Origin of the sequence: Fervidobacterium islandicum (genome assembly GCF_000767275.3) — a bacterium.
GTDB classification, from domain to species: Bacteria; Thermotogota; Thermotogae; order Thermotogales; family Fervidobacteriaceae; genus Fervidobacterium; species Fervidobacterium islandicum.
The window spans coordinates 551,532-568,948 of the sequence record NZ_CP014334.2 but is presented as its reverse complement, the minus strand read 5'-3'; the positions used below and the strand labels follow the sequence as shown (position 1 = coordinate 568,948).

The window sequence follows — 17,417 nt, the reverse complement described above, 5'->3', positions numbered from 1 at the left end:
AATCAAGTTTTAGTTTAATCTATACATAAATCGGGGGGCATGCCCCCCGAATTCTGAACTTTAAAAATTAGAAAGAATTTGTAGCAATTTGTCCCTTTTTCCCTCAAAAAGTTTTACTCTTCAAGAGGTTCAAACATATCCTTGCTTACTCCACAGACCGGGCATGTCCAATCATCTGGAAGATTCTCAAATGGTGTACCTGGTGCTATTCCAGAATCTGGATCTCCAACCTCTGGATCGTAAATGTAGCCACAAACGGTGCATCTGTACTTCATATTTCCACCTCCATTCAGTTGCTTGGTAGAAGTATTATACCACAAGAAGACCAAGATTTTCAACCAATATTTTGCAAGAGCGTTGTTAATTACCCAGTTAAGTGCTAAAATAAACTATGCCTAAGACCATCGCCAGCAAAACACAGAAACGTGTCACAAATTTCAAGATTTCCGGTAATAAGTCAAGAGGAGAAAAAATAGAAAAATAAAAAACCTAGTCAACACTTTGACTTTCAATAACTTAATATTTCACTTTCATTCTTCACATACTTGATTTCGTTCTTTTTACCTATTTCATCGGTACATACGGTACGTTGTTCTTTAGTAAATAATACACTAAATTTACTAATTTCCTTGCAGTTAATATTAGCGCTCTCATGTGTTTGTGTGTTGTTGCTTCTGCGTACTTTTTGCGATAATATTCTTTGTATACAGGATCGTATGTCTTTACTCCGTTCGCTGCCATTACTAGGTATGTTCTTAGATACTTGTTCCCTTTTTTCGTTAGTTGGTTGTTTTCTGATTTGTAATTTCCACTTTGATTGATTGTCCATACAAGCCCTGCGTATGATGCTAACGCTGAGGCTTTTTCGAAACGATTGATGTCTCCTATTTCGGCTATAATTCCAGCTGCAGTTATTTCTCCTATCCCTTTGACTGTTGTTAGTGTGTTCGAAATTACTTTAAGTAATTTACTTATTTCTTTCTTTACTAGTTCGATTTGTTTTTCATAGTGCTGTATCAAATCGATAGTGGAAACAATAGATATTCTCAGAGTGTTTGAAGGATTAACAGACAACCTCAAGGCATCTTTAGCAAGAGTTTGGAGTTTTTCTGCTAAGACTTGTGAAGAGACATTGTGTCTGGAAATTTTCGCAATATATTCAAATAACTCTTCAATTGGCATGTTTGCGATTTCTTCGATTGTATAATCTTTAAGCAGGCATTCGAAAGTCTTATTTAGTTTAAAGTCAAGTTTAGGGAAATAAAGAGAAACGCCTAAGTTTCAATCGAGCGATATCTTCGTTGAACTTTAAATAAAGTCTGGTGAGATTACGAAGCTCAGAGATGATATATGAGTTATTGACAAAAGGGACTAAAGACTCAGGAAATTTAGAAGCGATAGAGAAAATAAGTTCAGCATCGATTTTGTCAGTTTTAGGACGATTGAGAATTTTGCGATAGAGCTTAATGTTATCAGTTTTAACCCAAAAGACAGGTACGTTGTTTTGAAAGAAGAAGTTAGCGACATTAAAAGAAAAAACACCAGTTGATTCAAGGACAAGAGAAAAATCGGAAGAAGAAGCAAAAGCTTTGTTAAAAAGTTCAACAATACCTTGAGGAGAGTTCTCAACAGTCCCACTACCGATGAAATCAGAAAAGAAAGAAAGATAGTTCTTTGAGACATCAATAGCTAAAATAGCCAAAGGAATCACCTCCGGATTGAGTACAGCCTTACAACCTCGCGGTACATAAGAAAACGAGGCAAAACATTTTCCGGCAAGTAAAAAGCTGTACTCTAGTTAGGCAATCTTATTTAAGAGAACAAAGTCTCAAGGAGGGGCAACCTGAAACTATTTTACCAGAGGTGTTAAAAAATATGCATTCAATTTTCAAAGACCAATTTTAATTTTTACCGAACTTATTATACGAGGAGGGAATAGTAATGATTGCAGAGATTATAAATTACGGTGGGAGCATAAGAGTCCCCAAAAGCGTCGAAGTAGCTTACTCAACACCGGTTCTGCTGAAGTACAATGAACGTATAATTCTTATCGATCCGGGTGACTATGTCTCTTTTGGCTTTTTGGAAGAGTATTTTGAGAGCCACAATATCAGTTTAGAAGACGTGACAGACATCTTGTTAACACATCTCCACTTAGACCATGCTTATGCAACGAAACTTTTCACAAATGCGACAATTTACATCCATGCCGCATACAAATCAAAACCGTACAATAAGTTCGGCCTCATCAAGAGTAAGCTCTATCTTGAAATTATAAACTCTTGGAAAAATGTGGTGGAGATCGACGCGGGAGTGAAATTATTTGATGGAAAAATCCACGTATTTCACACCCCTTGGCACGCAAAAGAACACTGTTCATTTACTATCGATACAGAAAATTTGGGAAGAATTCTGTACACCGGAGACATAGTTATGAATCGTGTAGAGTTTTATGATATAATAAGATGGCTGAGGAATGACGATTGTGCTCGATTTATCAATACTATCGGTCGGAAGTGTGATTATATAGTCTTTACGCATGATGAGTACGTAAAAAGCAGCGATTACTTCAGGGGGTGAGAATTATGAGAATTGCTATGGTTTCTTACGAAGTTTATCCATTCGCGAAGGTCGGAGGACTTGCAGATGTTGTTGGAGCTTTGCCTAAATACATAGAAAGGCAAGGTTTGACGGTTGACATCTTCATGCCTTACCATAAGAAGGTTGATGAGAATGCTCCAAAATTCGGGTATACGATTGAGAAAGTTTCCGAAGCTATCCCTGTTCCTCAACTGCTCACAGAAGAAAAATTTGATATCTACAAAACAACACTTCCTGGAAGCAGGAACGTGAACGTTTTCCTAATCTCCAATCGCTATTACTTCAGCGCTAACGAAGTCTACGAAGGACCGGATTTGGCAGAGCAGGCAATATTCTTCTCAGATGCAGTCCTTGAATCTATAAAAAAACTGGACTTTAATTACGATGTAATTCATGTCAACGACTGGCAAACTGCACTAATACCTGTTTATCTCAAATCCGTATACAAGAACGATGAAAAGCTTTCAAAAATAGCTTCTGTTCTAACTATTCACAACCTGGGATACCAAGGCATTTTTGAACCGTCGTACATGAAATTCGCAGGTCTACCTGACTATCTTTTTAGCATCGATGGAATAGAGTTCTACGGTAATATCAATTTCCTAAAAGGTGGTATTCTTTTTGCGGACGTTATAAACACAGTAAGTCCTACGTACGCACGTGAAATTCAGGCAAAGGAATACGGTGAGAAGCTTGATGGTGTGTTGCGTGTAAGGTCTGCAGACTTGTACGGTATCTTGAATGGTATTGACTACGAAGAATACAATCCAGAAACTGACAAGAGGATATACGTAAATTACAACCTGGAAACTGTTGAAAAGAAGAGAGAAAACAAGAGAATGCTTCAACGTGAACTTGGATTGCCAGAGAGAGATGTTCCAATGATTGGTATGATAAATAGGCTCGTTGACCAAAAAGGGCTCGATATAATGGCTGAGGTAATGGATTACGTTTCTTTATTTGATATGCAATTTGTTCTTCTTGGCACTGGTGACGAGAAGTACGAAGAGATGTTCAAAAGCCTTGGAGAAAAGTACCCGGAAAAGTATTCCATAAATCTTAAATTCGACATTGTACTTGCTCAAAGGATTTATGCTGGTGCGGACATGTTCCTAATGCCTTCAAGATACGAACCCTGTGGTCTCGGACAAATGTACAGCCTTAGATACGGAACAATACCGATAGTTAGGTACACGGGAGGATTAGCTGATACGGTAAAAGAGTACGACCCACAGACTAAAGATGGGAACGGATTCGGATTTGAGCCTTACGACCCTGCATATCTATTAAAAGCAATAGCTAAGGCTTTGTATTACTACAACGAAAAAGAACACTGGATTACGTTGATTAGAAATGCCATGACAACGGATTTGAGCTGGGACAAATCAGCAAAGGAATATGTGAAACTTTACCAACGTGCAAAATCAAAAGTTCAGTAATAAAAAACTTGGGGAGGAATCTTTATGCCTGAATACAGAAAAGACCCAGTTGTAAAAAGGTGGGTTATTATTTCTACTGAACGTGCAAAAAGGCCTCACGATTTTCAAGTAACGCCAGAGGAAGTGAAAACGGGTTTTTGTCCTTTTGACTACGGAAATGAACATACAACACCGCCAGAGATCATAGCGTTCCGACCTGCAGATACACAACCCAATACACCTGGATGGTGGGTAAGGGTCGTGCCAAATAAGTTCCCAGCTGTAGACCCCGAGCTGCCAGTTGATAGGTATGGGCACGGGATGTACGATGCGATGACGGGCTTTGGTTATCACGAGGTCATTGTTGAAACTCCTGACCACAACGCGACATTCGCATTACTTGACTACAAACAAGCTGAGGAAGTCATATGGGCTTACGTCACAAGGTTCAGAACTATCGCGAAAGATGAAAGGGTCAAATACATTCTCATCTTCAGAAACCACGGAAAAGAAGGTGGTGCATCTCTTGCCCATCCGCACAGCCAGATCATAGCCACACCTGTTGTGCCAAAGACCGTTCAAGAAGAGCTTGACGGAGCAAAGGATTACTACTCCTACAAAGAAAGATGTGTCTTCTGCGATATGATAAACCAAGAAAAAATTGAGGGAAGACGTATAGTTGAAGAGAATGAACACTTCATAGCTTTTGAACCATATGCCGCAAGATTTCCGTTCGAAACTTGGGTACTTCCAAAAAGGCACTCTCACGATTTTGGTTCAATAAACCCGGAAGAAGTTAGAGCATTCGCACAAATAATGAAAAATGTTCTTCATAGGATCTATGTCGTATTAAACAATCCACCTTATAACTTCTTAATCCATACCGCACCAGTTATGGAAGAAGGGAAAGTTTACTACCATTGGCATGTCGAAATCATTCCTCGCCTAACACGTGTTGCTGGTTTTGAATGGGGTTCTGGATTTTACATCAACCCTGTACCACCAGAAGATGCGGCGAAATATTTGGTAGAAAGCTATCAAGAGGTAATTGAAAAAACAAAATCAGAGTGAAAAACATTAAGTGTAAAAGGAGAAAAAGGAGGATAACAAATGGGCACAAATTTCAGTTTGAACCCGGATCAAAAGATTTCAGAGCTTAAAGAGAACGTCAAACACTTTATTGCTGTGTTGAGTGGAAAAGGAGGAGTTGGAAAAACCACTGTTGCTGTGAATCTGGCAACAGCACTTGCAGAAAGTGGTTACAAAGTTGGGATTCTTGATGTTGATATACATGGTCCTGACATAGTCCGCATGCTCGGTGGGAATGCTGTTCCATTGGTTGATGAAGACGATAAGATAATACCCGCAGAAGTGCTACCAAATTTGAAAGCTTTATCCATTTCCATGATGGTTGAGGAGGGTAAACCTATAATTTGGAGAGGCCCGCTTAAACATTCTGCAATTAAACAATTTCTTGGCGATACAAAGTGGGGAGAACTTGATTTCATGATCTTCGATCTACCACCGGGAACTGGTGACGAAGCTCTTAGCCTTTTCCAAACGATAGGTCAAACTGATGGGGTGTTAATGGTAACAACACCACAAAAAGTTGCGCTCGACGATGTCAGAAGAGCGATAGAATTTGTAAGAGCAATGAATCAGAAAGTATTAGGAATCGTCGAAAATATGTCGTACATGAGATGTAAAGATGAAATCGTCTATCCATTCGGAAAAGGCGGTGCTGATACGTTGTCCCAAGAATATGGAGTGCCTGTGCTTGGGAGGATTCCAATGGACCCCAAGGCACTCGAACTACTTGACGAAGGAAAACCAATAACACTTTACTACAGAGGAAGTGAAGTGGAAAAGGCATTTAGAGAACTCGCCGAAAATGTAGCGAAAGCTGTCGAAAAATAGTGAAAGAGAACTCCAAAATCAAATTTTAAGACATAAAGGTGGTATAAATAATGCGCATAGAACCACCGTCGAACGATCCAAAATTTAAGAGTTCCTCTGTAAAAGGTAAGAAAACAAGTAAGAAAGAACACATAGGCTCGAGTGAGAAGAGCTCATTTTTAGGTGTTTTTGAAGAAGCAGAAAATGAGGCAATTAGAAAGACCATAGAAGAAATGATAAGTGATGTTGTAGAAGCAGGAAATGATTTCGTGAGGTCTCCAACATCAGAGAATCTTAAAAGGTACAAAGAAAAAATCAAAAACGTTTTGAAGTATGTCGAGAAGAACTTATACAAATTAGCTGGTAAGTACGATTACGCACTTTCTCAGCCAAGGCTACACATAATAGCGGAACAAATCGACGAAAGATTAGAACAACTTACGAACTTACTAATCGAGGCTGAAAAGAACACACTTAAGCTTGCGGAAAAAGTAGGAGAGATCAACGGCATCATCTTTGATTTGTACAAGTAGAATTGAAAGGAGAGAATTTAATGAAAGAGTTCTTGCTCGGGATCGTTCAAGGATTGACGGAATTTCTTCCGGTGTCGAGTTCAGGGCACCTGAGTTTATTCTCGAAGTTTTTCGGACTATCGCAGAATCTTTCCTTATTTGCTTTTCTTCACTTGGCAACTTTCTTGGTAGTTCTGATACTCTTGTGGGAAGATGTGTGGAGTATTATAACCGGCTTAATCAAGCTCGACACGACAATGTGGAGTCTTGCACTTAAAATCATCGTTGCATCCATACCAGCAGGCCTTGTAGGTGTGTTTTTTGAAAAGAAAATCGAGGAAGTGTTATCTTCTCAAGCTTTAATTGGTGTATTTTTTCTAGTCACAGCGGCAGCATTATGGTTGTCTGACTCGCTAGCTGGAAAAAAGTCACTGAGCGATATTTCTTACCTTGACGCATTGATAGTAGGAGTTTTCCAAGCGATTGCCATATTACCTGGGATATCTCGAAGTGGTTTTACATTGATAGGTGCACTTTTGGTCGGAATGAACCGAACTGATGCCTTTAGATTTTCTTTCTTATTAAGCTTACCAGTCACACTTGCAGCAGGAATTTTCGAACTCAAAGATATTGCTTTCTCGGCAGGTGTATTGGCTGGGTTCGGAGGCTCATTTGTTGCAGGTCTGGTTGCTTTAATCGTTGTTAGACAACTAACCATATCAGCGCACCTAAAGTTCTTTTCTATGTACCTTATTATACCCGCACTGCTCAGCTTTTTTGTCAGGTGAGAATTGATTACTCTTAATCAAGTCCTACCAATTCTGAAGAAACGTAATCCCAGGGAGTAAAAAAAACCTGGGATTTTTCTTTTTGAAAATTGGGAATAAGATTGTGGTGGTTGTCGAATTCTTTGTGTGTATGAACTTTCAGTCTGTGGTATAATCATCTTTGTGGAGTTGCAAATTTAAAACAATTAGAACTGGGAGGGAACTTTTGTGTCTTTGAGATTTGTTCTTCTCAGATCGAAATTGGTTGTCTTTCTCATCACAGCGATTAGTATCTTAAGTTTCAGTGCAAGCTTTTACTTCAGTACGAGAGATGGGATGGGGATATCCGGTTCTTTCGATTCCATTAATTATTTGCTTGGTTTTCCCTATAGTGAGGTCGGTTTCAAACTACCTTTGGATGAGACCAACACCATCTTCCTCTCAGCATTCGGAGGGTACGATTTTATTAGGTCGACGTATTTTATGCGGCTGAGTCCAGATTTCAACGTTGAAAAAATAAGTGTCTCTATACCTTTGGAACTGTCAACCAGAATTGTGCAAACAGATGAAGCAACTGAAACTGGTAGGTTCAATATCGGTATTGCAACGTCCATACGTTTCGAGAATATTGACTTTGCTATATCGGCGTATTATTCTGCCTTTTATCTTTTCTACGACCCAGCGTTCAGTGTGAACATCCCAACAGTCTATACCGACGATATCTTCCGCTCCGCTTTGAACATCAAGGTCTCTTACATCCAACCGTCTTTCTCGATTTCTTTTGGTTACTTCGCTTCACTTTGCTGGCTTTCTTACAGGGCTTCGTTTATAACAGGTGAGAACTCAGCTTACGTTGAAGCAAAATTGAAAATCCGATTTTGAAACAATTAGATGTTTTGGGGGCTTTTGAATTGACAAGTGGAGAAGGAAAAATTAACGAGATTATCGGCAAACTTATAAAACAAAACGCGTTTTATGGATACATTCTGATGGGGGCTAAATACAAAGAAGGTAACGTAAAAAACTTAACAATGACCGTTACAAGAAACGGGGACCTGTTGTTTATCTACAATCCAGTTAGCATAGCAACAAAAAGCGAAGTGATGATTGAAGGACTGATCTTGCACGAGCTAATGCACTTTATTAATAGGCATTACTTAATTAAACCCAAGGATAAGCGCGACAAGGCTGTATGGGACCTTGCAAAAGACGTTGCAATTAATCAATTCATACCACAACTCGATGCACTCAGCGTCCCGTTAAACGTTCTAATTGAGGAAGGTCATGGAACAGATAACGATATCATATTTGCAGGTCCGCCTATGACTATGCTCAATAGAACGGCTGAGGAATATCATGATTACATAATTGAAGAATTCATGAAACGTGGAAATTTTGATATCGAGGCAATCGCTGACAAACTGCCAGATAACCATGAATTTACAAGTGATGTACCGATTGAAATGGTTGTTGAATTGATGGAACAAAAGGTTGGAAAAGCGTTCAACCTTTTTGGCGGGGAATTGCCATCCGGAATGAAACAAAACATCGAGCTGTCAATAAGAAAACCAGTAGTTAATTGGGAAGTAGCGATTAGAAGGTTTGTCGGGCTTTCACAAAGAGGGGATAAGTATTCCACACCGTTAAGACCCAACAGGCGATATGACGACCAGCCTGGTTGGAGGTACATATATACCCCTAAGCTTTGCGTTATCATAGACACAAGTGGGAGCATCCTTGAGGAGGAAATTAATTCCTTTATGAGCGAATTAGATGCTATAGCAAGACAAGAAGTTTCTTTAAAGGTTATACAAGTCGATAAGTCCGTAACGTTCGTTGGTGACTACAAACCTGGCGGATGGAAGGACTTTGAGATTTACGGTGGAGGCGAAACAGACCTCCAGCCAGCTGTAGATATGGCTGAGAATCTATTTAGAAGCGAAGGCATAATAATATTCACAGATGGATACGTTGATTTGCCGAAAGTCAGTAGGAGGGTCCTTTTCGTTTTGAGCAAAAAGCACAATCCCGATTTTTATATCGACGCAAAACGAATATACGGAAGCGTGTATATAATCGATTAAACAAAATCTGAGAGAATCATCAGGAGGAAGCAAAATGGAAGAATTTGGCAGGAACTTTGATAAAGCTTTGGACGATAAAAGTCTCAACGAAAAGGAGCATGAAAAGATAGAATACTTCGGATTCTTAAAGAATAAGATAGAATACGACCTTGTTTTGAACAAATACAAAACCTATTGCTTTTCTGCGCTTGGTAAAGAATACCTGGAATCATTATCTCCGTACAACATCGATGCTCAGCAGGAGTTGTCATATGTTTCAGAGCTCTGTGATTTTGTAAGGGCAAACGGTTATCCTACATCTGATGCTTTCATCGACGTTAGACCCATCTTGCAAAAAATCGCAGATGGTCTTTTGGTAGAAGGAGAAGAATTCCTATTACTACTAAGATTTCTCATTGGTGTTAAATCCTTGAGGGAAATGTTCAAAAACCAAAGATTATTTAACCTGCAAAACTCCGTGGTAAACTTCGTCCTAAAAATAGGTAACTACGATGAGATTATAGATAGGATAAGACAAGTCATAGACGATAATGGGAAGGTAAAAGACAGCGCCTCTTTACTTTTAAAAAACATCAGGAACGAATACTCTGAAACATTGCGAGAAATACGAAAACGTGTTGAAAGGTTCATCTCGCAGCATCAAAACCTGCTTCAGGAGAATACTTACACTATCAAAAACGACAGGTACGTACTGCCAGTAAAGGCTAACGAACGTGGGAAACTGAAAGGAATTGTTCACGGAAGCTCTTCTTCTGGTTCCACTTTGTATTTTGAACCCGAAGAGTTAATACAGCTCAACGACAAGCTGAGGATACTGTCCGAAGAGGAGGCAAAAGAAGTCGCAAGAATTCTCAGAGAACTGACATCAAAAGTGTTTGACAGGCTTCAGTCGCTTCTTGGTGATATCGAGATTCTAAAAAGGCTAGACGGGTTATTTGCAAAGGTGCGATACGTCATTGAGAAAGGTGGACAGATAATCTTTCCTGGTGGAAATTACCTAAAACTCTCAAAGGCAAGACATCCGCTTATACCGGAAGATAAAGTAGTGCCAATCGACATTGAACTTCCAACAGACAAACTCGGTATAGTGATAACAGGTCCAAATACAGGTGGAAAGACTGTATCACTCAAAACTATAGCGTTATCAATAGTTCTAGCGCGCAGTGGCTTCCCCATTCTGGCGGGTGAAAGCTCTCGAATTCCAAATTACGATGTCTACGTTGACATAGGTGACAGTCAAAGTATCTTGGAAAATTTGAGTACGTTTTCTGGCCATATCGTAAATATCGCAAAGGCATTGAGATTAGCTGATGAGAATTCTATAGTCCTCATTGACGAACTCGGTTCTGGAACGGATCCATACGAAGGGAGTGCCATAGCACTTGGTATAATCGAAGAACTTATTGCAAGACGTGTTAAGTTCATCGTTACTACACATTTAACTCCAGTTAAACTATATTCGATGAGTCACGACAAACTTATCACAGCTTCGATGGAATTCGACCCAGAAACGCTATCACCAAAATACAGAATCCTTATGAACATTCCCGGTGCGTCACATGCATTTGAGATTGCACAAAAGTATGGTTTGGACAGCAGAATCTTGGAAAGGGCAAAAGAGCATCTCGATGAGGAACACGTAAGGATAGAGGAATTGATAAAAAATTTGAACAAACATATAAGCGAACTCGAGCAGAGAAAACGAGAACTCGAAAACACTTTGCGCGACTATCAAAAGCAAAAACGCGAATTTGAGGAGAAATACAAGCTCTTGAAGATAAAGAAGATGGAGGAGTTTGACAAAGAACTCCGAGAAGTTTACAAAGACATTCAGAAGGCAAAAAGAGACTTACAAATCACACTACAAAGCAAGAACACCGAAAGTGAACAACTCATCAAAAAAAGGTTGAAAGAGATTGAAGGAGAAGTAAAGCATATCGAAGAGGTCCAAGAAAAGCTTGAAAAAGTCTTCTATGAAACTGCTCTTTCAGAAGAAGAAAAGAGCATTGGAATAGGCGATTCCGTAACACTTGTTGATGGCACTGCTATCGGAAAGGTGGTAGATATCAAAGGTTCAAAAGTGATTGTGGACTTTAATGGAATAAAGCTGGAAGTGAAACCCGAAAAGCTCAAAAAGATCACGCTACCGAATGTTTTAAATTCTGAAAGTACGAAGCACCAGACACAGGTACCAAAGATCCCGGCAAAAGTTTACTCTTCTGGCCTAACGAAGAATGAAATAGACGTTCGAGGTATGACAGTAGAAGAGGCTGTTGAAAAGATTGATGAATTCATAGATCAGCTCCTCATGTCCGACTTTACAATAGGTTACATAATCCATGGAAAAGGTACAGGAAAGCTTGCAACCGGAATATGGAACCATCTACGGCATGACAGACGCATTAAGAACTACCGATTTGGCAGACCAGATGAAGGCGGAGTAGGTGTAACCGTTATCGAATTATGAGTGCTAAGCAAAGAAGTAAACGGGGGTGAAATCTTGATCTTTGCGTTAGATATCGGGACAAGAAAAATTGCAGGATTACTTGTTGACATGGACGAAAATGGAAAAATGATAGTACATGATGTGATACTGAGAGAACATGAGCATAGAGCCATGCTCGATGGTCAAATCCACGATGTTGAAAAGGTTGCAAGGGCTGTAAGCATTGTAAAAAGTGAATTGGAAAATAGAAACAATGTGAAACTTGACAAAGTAGCGGTCGCACTTGCTGGCAGATTTTTGAAAACGTACTTTGGGGAAGCATCCGCAGATGTCAGTGAAGTTGGTGAAATCACTTCGGATGTTGTAACGAAATTGGAACTTGAGGCTGTTGCAAACACGATGGAGAATGTCGAACCCAGCATGTACTGTGTTGGTTACTCAGTAGTTAAATACGAACTCGACGGCATGTGGTTTAAAAAGATAGAAGGGTTAAAAGGTAATCAAGCGAGTGTAAAAGTAGTCGCTACATTTTTGCCTAGTCATGTAGTCGAAGCGATGCTCTCAGTATTGAAGAAGGTCAGTTTGACAATTACTCATCTCACACTCGAACCCATTGCTGCAGTGAACATAACCGTGCCTGAAGATTTGAGGATACTGAACATCGCACTTGTCGATGTCGGAGCAGGAACGAGCGATATCGCTATATCAAAAGACGGAACAATTATAGCTTATGGAATGGTTCCGTTAGCCGGTGACGAAATCACAGAGGCCATAACTAAGACGTTTTTGCTCGACTTCTCAACAGCTGAGTTTGTGAAGCGCAATCTCGAATCAAGCGAGATATTGAAGGTTAAGAACATCCTCGACAAAGAGAAGGAGATAAGACGGGCAGACGTGCTGAAAGCAATTGAACCAATTGTAGATTACATGACCAAACAGATTGCAGATGAAATAGTTGAGCTCAACGGGGGAAAGCCACAAGTGGTAATGATAGTTGGTGGTGGTGCGAAGATACCGATATTTGCACATCATTTAGCCAAACACCTCGAAATGGATGAAGAATTTGTCTCGCTGAAGATGGCGAAGAACTTGGATTTCATCGACGAAACAGGTCAAATTTTTGGGAGTGAATTCATAACACCTCTGGGAATTGGATACACAGCATTGACAAAAACTGGTAGCGTCTTTGAACATGTAACTGTAAATGGCGAAAGGGTTCAGCTTATAGGATTCAAAGGTACATATACCGTTTGGGAAGTTTTGGCACAAATGGGTAAAGACATCCATGCCCTGCTTGGAAAACCAGGGAAGTCTGTTGTGATTGAAATAAACGGTACTCCGGTAGTTGTAAAAGGTAAAATGCCAACACCTGCCAGCGTTAAAATCAACGGAATCCCCGCTTCATTGCGTGATACTGTGAAACACGGTGATGTCATAGAAGTTGGGGAGGCTACCGATGGCGAAGATGCAAAGCCAAGTTTGTACGACATGGTGAAACCTATATACCTTCGTTCGATTGAAACAGAGCAAGTCATTGAATACTATCCAAGAGTAAAATTGAACGGCAAGGAAGTTTTCCAAAACGTTGAACTTCAAGATGGCGATAGCATAACTTATGAAAAGATAAAAGTCCGAGAAATAAGGGAGTTCTTAGCGCAAGATTTAATAAAGATTGAGTACTCCATAAACGGTGTGTACAAAGAAGCAGAAGCTGGAGAAGTAAAAATTTTTAAGGATGACATGGAACTGAGAGACGAAAACACTGTTGAACCGGGAGAAGAACTTCGGTACGCACTTGTACTGAACTATCCGAGGATACGAGACCTTCCAGAAATGGAAAAAATAAGCATTGTTATAAAAGTAAACGGACAACCAACGGTTTTAACAAAAGATGGGTTTTTAGTCTGGGTCAACGATCAGCTTGTCACACCAGATTATGAGATCAAAGACGGGGACAAGATAAGAACGCAAATCCCCGAAGAACAGAACTTTATCGTTGCAGACGTCTTAAAACTGTTCGATTTCGATCCAAGAAAAGTCAGAAGATATACGTTACTCAAGAATGGTGAAAAAGTTGGTTTTACAGACGTACTAAACAGCGGAGACGAAATAACGTTCGAATATGAGACAATTGAAACTGCAGAGAGGGAAAATGAAAGTTCTTAACGTAAGCGAAAAACCGCTGAACTTTTTCAAAAACTGTTGCCTTACAACGCGAGCTTTCAATTGTACGGAGGATCTAAAGAAAGCTCGCGTTTTTTTATTATAGGTTTTAACTTAAACAAGAGTATAATTCCAGTATCAATGGTTAATATATGCTTAACACACCACGAGTAAATTTAAAGCAACAACTATGACTCTAACTTAGGTTCTGTGTTTAACTTACCTTGGGCTCTTTTTTCCTCATCCAAAAAGGGAGGTGGCAGTATGAAGCGGTTTTTGGTGGTTTTGCTGGCTCTTTTAGTTGTTTTTGGTTTTTCGGAAGTAAAGATCCAGTTCTGGCATGCAATGGGCGGATGGAGAATCGAGCTCATTCAAGGAATGGTTAACGACTTCATGAAAGCAAATCCAGATATCAAGGTGGAAGTCCAATACGTTGGTAGTTATGAGGAAATCCTTGCCAAAACTATCGCTGCTTTGCAAGCAGGGACTCCACCACACGTTGTCCAGCTTAACGAAATTAGTACGAAAAAGATGATCGATAGTGGCGTTATAGTCCCCGTTGAAGACATGATAAAGAAAGACCGTACGTTTGACAAAAACAAGCTTGTTCCGCAAGTGCTGAAATACTACAGTATCGGTGGAAAACTGTACTCAATGCCCTGGAATAGTTCTACACCTCTGCTTTTCTACAACAAAACCATGTTCAAGCAAGCAGGACTTGACCCCAACAAGCCTCCAAAAACCTTTAGCGAAGTTATTGCATATTCCAGAAAACTGCTAAAGAAAGATGAAAAAGGAAATATAGTGAGGACAGGGATAACCTGGCCACTTTATGCTTGGTTCTTCGAGCAGTGGATGGCAGAACAGAATAAGCTTTTGGTTGATAACAACAACGGTAGGACTGGCGAACCAACGAAAGTTTTGTTCAACAACGAAGCTGGTTTGAAAATCTTGGAGTTTTGGAACACGCTAACAAAAGAAGGGCTCATGATAAACACGAAGAAAGGGGATTGGACTGCCGCAAGACAGCTTTTCATATCGCAAACTGTTGGTATGATTATCACTTCGACATCCGATGTTGCACTACTCACTTCAGAAGCACAAAAGCAAGGATTTGAAATAGGAGCTGCGTACATACCAATTCCCGATGGAGTTCAAAGGGCGGGCGTTATCATCGGTGGAGGTAGCCTCTGGTTAATCAAACAGAAAAACCCTGCCGAAGTTGAAGCTGCTTGGAAATTGATAAAGTACCTTGTGGATGTTGATCCTCAAATAGCCTGGCACAAGGGAACGGGGTACTTCCCAGTAAGGTTAGATGCTATTGAAAAACTTGAAAAGGAAGGATACTACAAACAGAATCCTCTGCATTATATAGCAATTAAACAACTACTTGACACGATACCATCGTACGCAACAATGGGAGCAGTTACCGGTGTGTTTCCTGAAATAAGAAATGCCATAGAAAATGCCGTAGAAAAGATGCTCAATGGGCAACTCACTCCAAAGCAAGCGCTTGAGGAAGCAGAAAAAGAAGCAAACAAAGCTATTAAACAGTACTTCTAGGGAAAGGCTTTTCTGTAGGCTGGCGTTCAGCCAGCCTATTTTTTACACTTTTAGGTGCAGTTAGATCTGTTCCAATAATAAGGGGTGGAACCGCTATGCGAAAAATACTGCCATATTTGTTCATACTTCCAACACTTTTTATAGTATCTGTTTTCATATACTTGCCAGCACTAAATTCTTTTTATCTAAGTTTTTTCAAAGTTTCTGTGTTTGGGAACAGGAAAAAATTCGTATGGTTTCAAAATTACATCGAGTTGTTCTCAGACGATAGATTTCTAAAATCGTTTTCGTTTACTATCACATTTACAATCGTAACTGTTGTTGTTTCCATTTTTTTAGCCTTCTTTATAGCCCTTCTACTAAACCAAAAAGTACCTGGTGTGCGAGTTTTTCGAACGTTGATATTCGCGCCGTACGCTGTTTCCACAGCGGTTGCTGGTGCGCTTTGGAGTTTTCTCCTGAACCCTGTAGTTGGGCATGTCAATTATCTCATGACTCGCTTATTCGGAATTCAAACCAACTGGCTCATAACTGCACCATACGCAGCTTATGCGGTTATAACCGCCGCAATTTGGAAGACGTTACCGTTCAACATAATATTTTACATTGCCGGTTTACAGAGCATTCCCGATGAACTTGTCGAGGCCACCAAATTGGACGGAGCCAATGCGTGGACAAGGACATGGAAGTTAATCTTTCCGCTCTTGTCTCCAATTACTTACTATTTGGTAATTATGAGCATCATAAGTGCTATGTTCCAGTCGTTTGCGATTATCGATGTCATGACAAGAGGCGGACCGGGTGATTTTACAACTAATATGATTTACAAAATATACATGGACGGGTTCAGATTCTCAAGGACCAGCATAGCATCTGCAGAAAGTGTAATACTTTTCCTAATAATGGTAGTTGTGACGGTTATATATTTCCGACTAGGAAGAAAATCGGTCCACTATCAATAAAAAATGGGCGGTGAGAACAGTGAAGAAGAAGACAAGAAAAATTTTGAACACAATACTTATAGAAATTGCACTTGTGTTATTTGCTATTTTCATGTTTGCTCCTATTTTCCTTGCTTTTACAATGAGTATTCAGTCTCCGGAATTCATATTTGCATATCCTCCGAAGGTGCTTCCGAGAGGCTTTCATCTTCAGAACTATGCCCAGGCATTCAAAATAGTTCCTTTCTTGAGGATGATGTGGAACAGCTTTGTTGTAGCATTTTTCATAACACTCGGCAAATTGATTACGGGTATTTTAGCGGGATATGCTTATGCAAATTTCAAATTTAAAGGTAGTTCACTGACCTTCGGTATCATTTTTGCAACTCTATATATGCCTGCTGAAATCTTGTTGATAATTCCTCTTTTCCAAATCATTAGTAAACTCGGCTGGGTAAATACATACCAAGCAATGATACTGCCATTCATAGCTAGCGCAACAAATGTTTTCCTTTTTCAGCAGCATTTTAAGACAATCCCGAGGGATTTTGAAGACGCCGCTAAGATCGATGGTGCGACTCCTATACAATACCTTGTTAAAATCGTCCTTCCACTTTCTCGCCCCGTTATCGGTGGTGCAGCAATTATAAACTTCACTTACGCATGGAATATGTATCTCTGGCCCATGATAGTTGCCATGAGAGATGATATGAAAACCGTTCAAGTTGCAATAAACATGATAATGAACGCAGAATCATCAAATAATTGGGGCGTCATTATGGCCGCTACCATGATCGCTCTTTTCCCAACCTTGTTACTCTTCTTCCTTCTTCAGGATCTGTTTGTGAAATCACTCGTTGGAACGGGATTAAAAGGCTAAATGGTAGAAACAATCCCCGTGTTAAGAGAGCGTCATTATTGACGACATAACGGATTCCAAAATTCGAGCGAACTAAATTAGCCGCTTCAATAAGTAATAGCGACTTTTTTGTTTTTTTATGTAACATGTTACATGAATATAATCTT

Annotated in this window: 14 protein-coding genes and 1 pseudogene; 13 read left to right on the top strand and 2 right to left on the bottom strand. The window is 39.8% G+C overall.

Annotated features, from left to right (window positions below):
* Window positions 1–113 precede the first annotated feature (113 nt).
* Window positions 114–275, bottom strand: coding sequence for a rubredoxin (gene rd, locus NA23_RS02650; protein WP_033191207.1), 162 nt, complete (start codon window positions 273–275; stop codon window positions 114–116).
* A 289-nt stretch (window positions 276–564) separates the two neighbouring features.
* Window positions 565–1,702 (bottom strand): annotated as a pseudogene (locus NA23_RS10690) (IS110 family RNA-guided transposase).
* Window positions 1,703–1,941: 239 nt separating this feature from the next.
* Here NA23_RS10690 and NA23_RS02635 point away from each other — a divergent pair.
* The 13 genes from NA23_RS02635 to NA23_RS02575 all read left to right on the top strand — a co-directional run bounded on the left by NA23_RS02635 (window position 1,942) and on the right by NA23_RS02575 (window position 17,271).
* Window positions 1,942–2,580 (top strand): MBL fold metallo-hydrolase, encoded by a 639-nt coding sequence (locus NA23_RS02635; protein ID WP_033191208.1) that lies wholly within the window; start codon window positions 1,942–1,944, stop codon window positions 2,578–2,580.
* A 5-nt stretch (window positions 2,581–2,585) separates the two neighbouring features.
* Window positions 2,586–4,040, top strand: a complete 1,455-nt coding sequence (locus NA23_RS02630; RefSeq protein WP_033191209.1) for a glycogen synthase — start codon at window positions 2,586–2,588, stop codon at window positions 4,038–4,040.
* 24 nt (window positions 4,041–4,064) lie between these two features.
* Window positions 4,065–5,090: a galactose-1-phosphate uridylyltransferase gene (gene galT, locus NA23_RS02625; RefSeq protein WP_033191210.1), complete on the top strand. Its 1,026-nt coding sequence runs from the start codon at window positions 4,065–4,067 to the stop codon at window positions 5,088–5,090.
* Between the two features lie 39 nt (window positions 5,091–5,129).
* Window positions 5,130–5,936, top strand: a complete 807-nt coding sequence (locus NA23_RS02620; RefSeq protein ID WP_033191211.1) for an Mrp/NBP35 family ATP-binding protein — start codon at window positions 5,130–5,132, stop codon at window positions 5,934–5,936.
* Between the two features lie 50 nt (window positions 5,937–5,986).
* Entirely contained in the window at window positions 5,987–6,448 is a 462-nt protein-coding gene (locus NA23_RS02615; RefSeq protein WP_033191212.1) for a YaaR family protein, read from the top strand.
* Between the two features lie 20 nt (window positions 6,449–6,468).
* On the top strand, window positions 6,469–7,215 hold the full coding sequence (locus NA23_RS02610; protein ID WP_033191213.1) for an undecaprenyl-diphosphate phosphatase: 747 nt from the start codon (window positions 6,469–6,471) through the stop codon (window positions 7,213–7,215).
* A 207-nt stretch (window positions 7,216–7,422) separates the two neighbouring features.
* Window positions 7,423–8,076, top strand: a complete 654-nt coding sequence (locus NA23_RS02605) for a hypothetical protein (RefSeq protein WP_033191214.1) — start codon at window positions 7,423–7,425, stop codon at window positions 8,074–8,076.
* Between the two features lie 29 nt (window positions 8,077–8,105).
* The gene (locus tag NA23_RS02600; RefSeq protein WP_033191215.1) at window positions 8,106–9,278 is read left to right on the top strand and encodes a vWA domain-containing protein; all 1,173 of its coding nucleotides are present in this window, start codon (window positions 8,106–8,108) and stop codon (window positions 9,276–9,278) included.
* Window positions 9,279–9,312: 34 nt separating this feature from the next.
* Entirely contained in the window at window positions 9,313–11,745 is a 2,433-nt protein-coding gene (locus NA23_RS02595) for an endonuclease MutS2 (RefSeq protein WP_084384022.1), read from the top strand.
* Window positions 11,746–11,778: 33 nt separating this feature from the next.
* Entirely contained in the window at window positions 11,779–13,890 is a 2,112-nt protein-coding gene (locus tag NA23_RS02590) for a cell division protein FtsA (RefSeq protein ID WP_033192451.1), read from the top strand.
* Window positions 13,891–14,151: 261 nt separating this feature from the next.
* A complete protein-coding gene (locus NA23_RS02585) occupies window positions 14,152–15,450 on the top strand; it encodes an ABC transporter substrate-binding protein (protein WP_033191216.1) in 1,299 nt (432 codons plus the stop codon).
* Window positions 15,451–15,545: 95 nt separating this feature from the next.
* Window positions 15,546–16,412, top strand: a complete 867-nt coding sequence (locus tag NA23_RS02580) for a carbohydrate ABC transporter permease (protein WP_033191217.1) — start codon at window positions 15,546–15,548, stop codon at window positions 16,410–16,412.
* 19 nt (window positions 16,413–16,431) lie between these two features.
* Window positions 16,432–17,271 carry a carbohydrate ABC transporter permease gene (locus tag NA23_RS02575; RefSeq protein ID WP_033191218.1) on the top strand — a complete coding sequence of 280 codons (840 nt, stop codon included), beginning with the start codon at window positions 16,432–16,434 and terminating at the stop codon, window positions 17,269–17,271.
* Window positions 17,272–17,417: the final 146 nt, after the last annotated feature.

Excerpts from the sequence above, each read along its gene's own strand:
- NA23_RS02610 (WP_033191213.1), top strand. The coding sequence starts at position 6,469 with ATGAAAGAGTTCTTGCTCGGGATCGTTCAAGGATTGACGGAATTTCTT.
- NA23_RS02580 (WP_033191217.1), top strand. The coding sequence starts at position 15,546 with ATGCGAAAAATACTGCCATATTTGTTCATACTTCCAACACTTTTTATA.
- NA23_RS02585 (WP_033191216.1), top strand. The coding sequence starts at position 14,152 with ATGAAGCGGTTTTTGGTGGTTTTGCTGGCTCTTTTAGTTGTTTTTGGT.
- NA23_RS02630 (WP_033191209.1), top strand. The coding sequence starts at position 2,586 with ATGAGAATTGCTATGGTTTCTTACGAAGTTTATCCATTCGCGAAGGTC.
- NA23_RS02595 (WP_084384022.1), top strand. The coding sequence starts at position 9,313 with ATGGAAGAATTTGGCAGGAACTTTGATAAAGCTTTGGACGATAAAAGT.
- NA23_RS02615 (WP_033191212.1), top strand. The coding sequence starts at position 5,987 with ATGCGCATAGAACCACCGTCGAACGATCCAAAATTTAAGAGTTCCTCT.
- NA23_RS02620 (WP_033191211.1), top strand. The coding sequence starts at position 5,130 with ATGGGCACAAATTTCAGTTTGAACCCGGATCAAAAGATTTCAGAGCTT.
- galT (WP_033191210.1), top strand. The coding sequence starts at position 4,065 with ATGCCTGAATACAGAAAAGACCCAGTTGTAAAAAGGTGGGTTATTATT.
- rd (WP_033191207.1), bottom strand. The coding sequence starts at position 275 with ATGAAGTACAGATGCACCGTTTGTGGCTACATTTACGATCCAGAGGTT.
- NA23_RS02635 (WP_033191208.1), top strand. The coding sequence starts at position 1,942 with ATGATTGCAGAGATTATAAATTACGGTGGGAGCATAAGAGTCCCCAAA.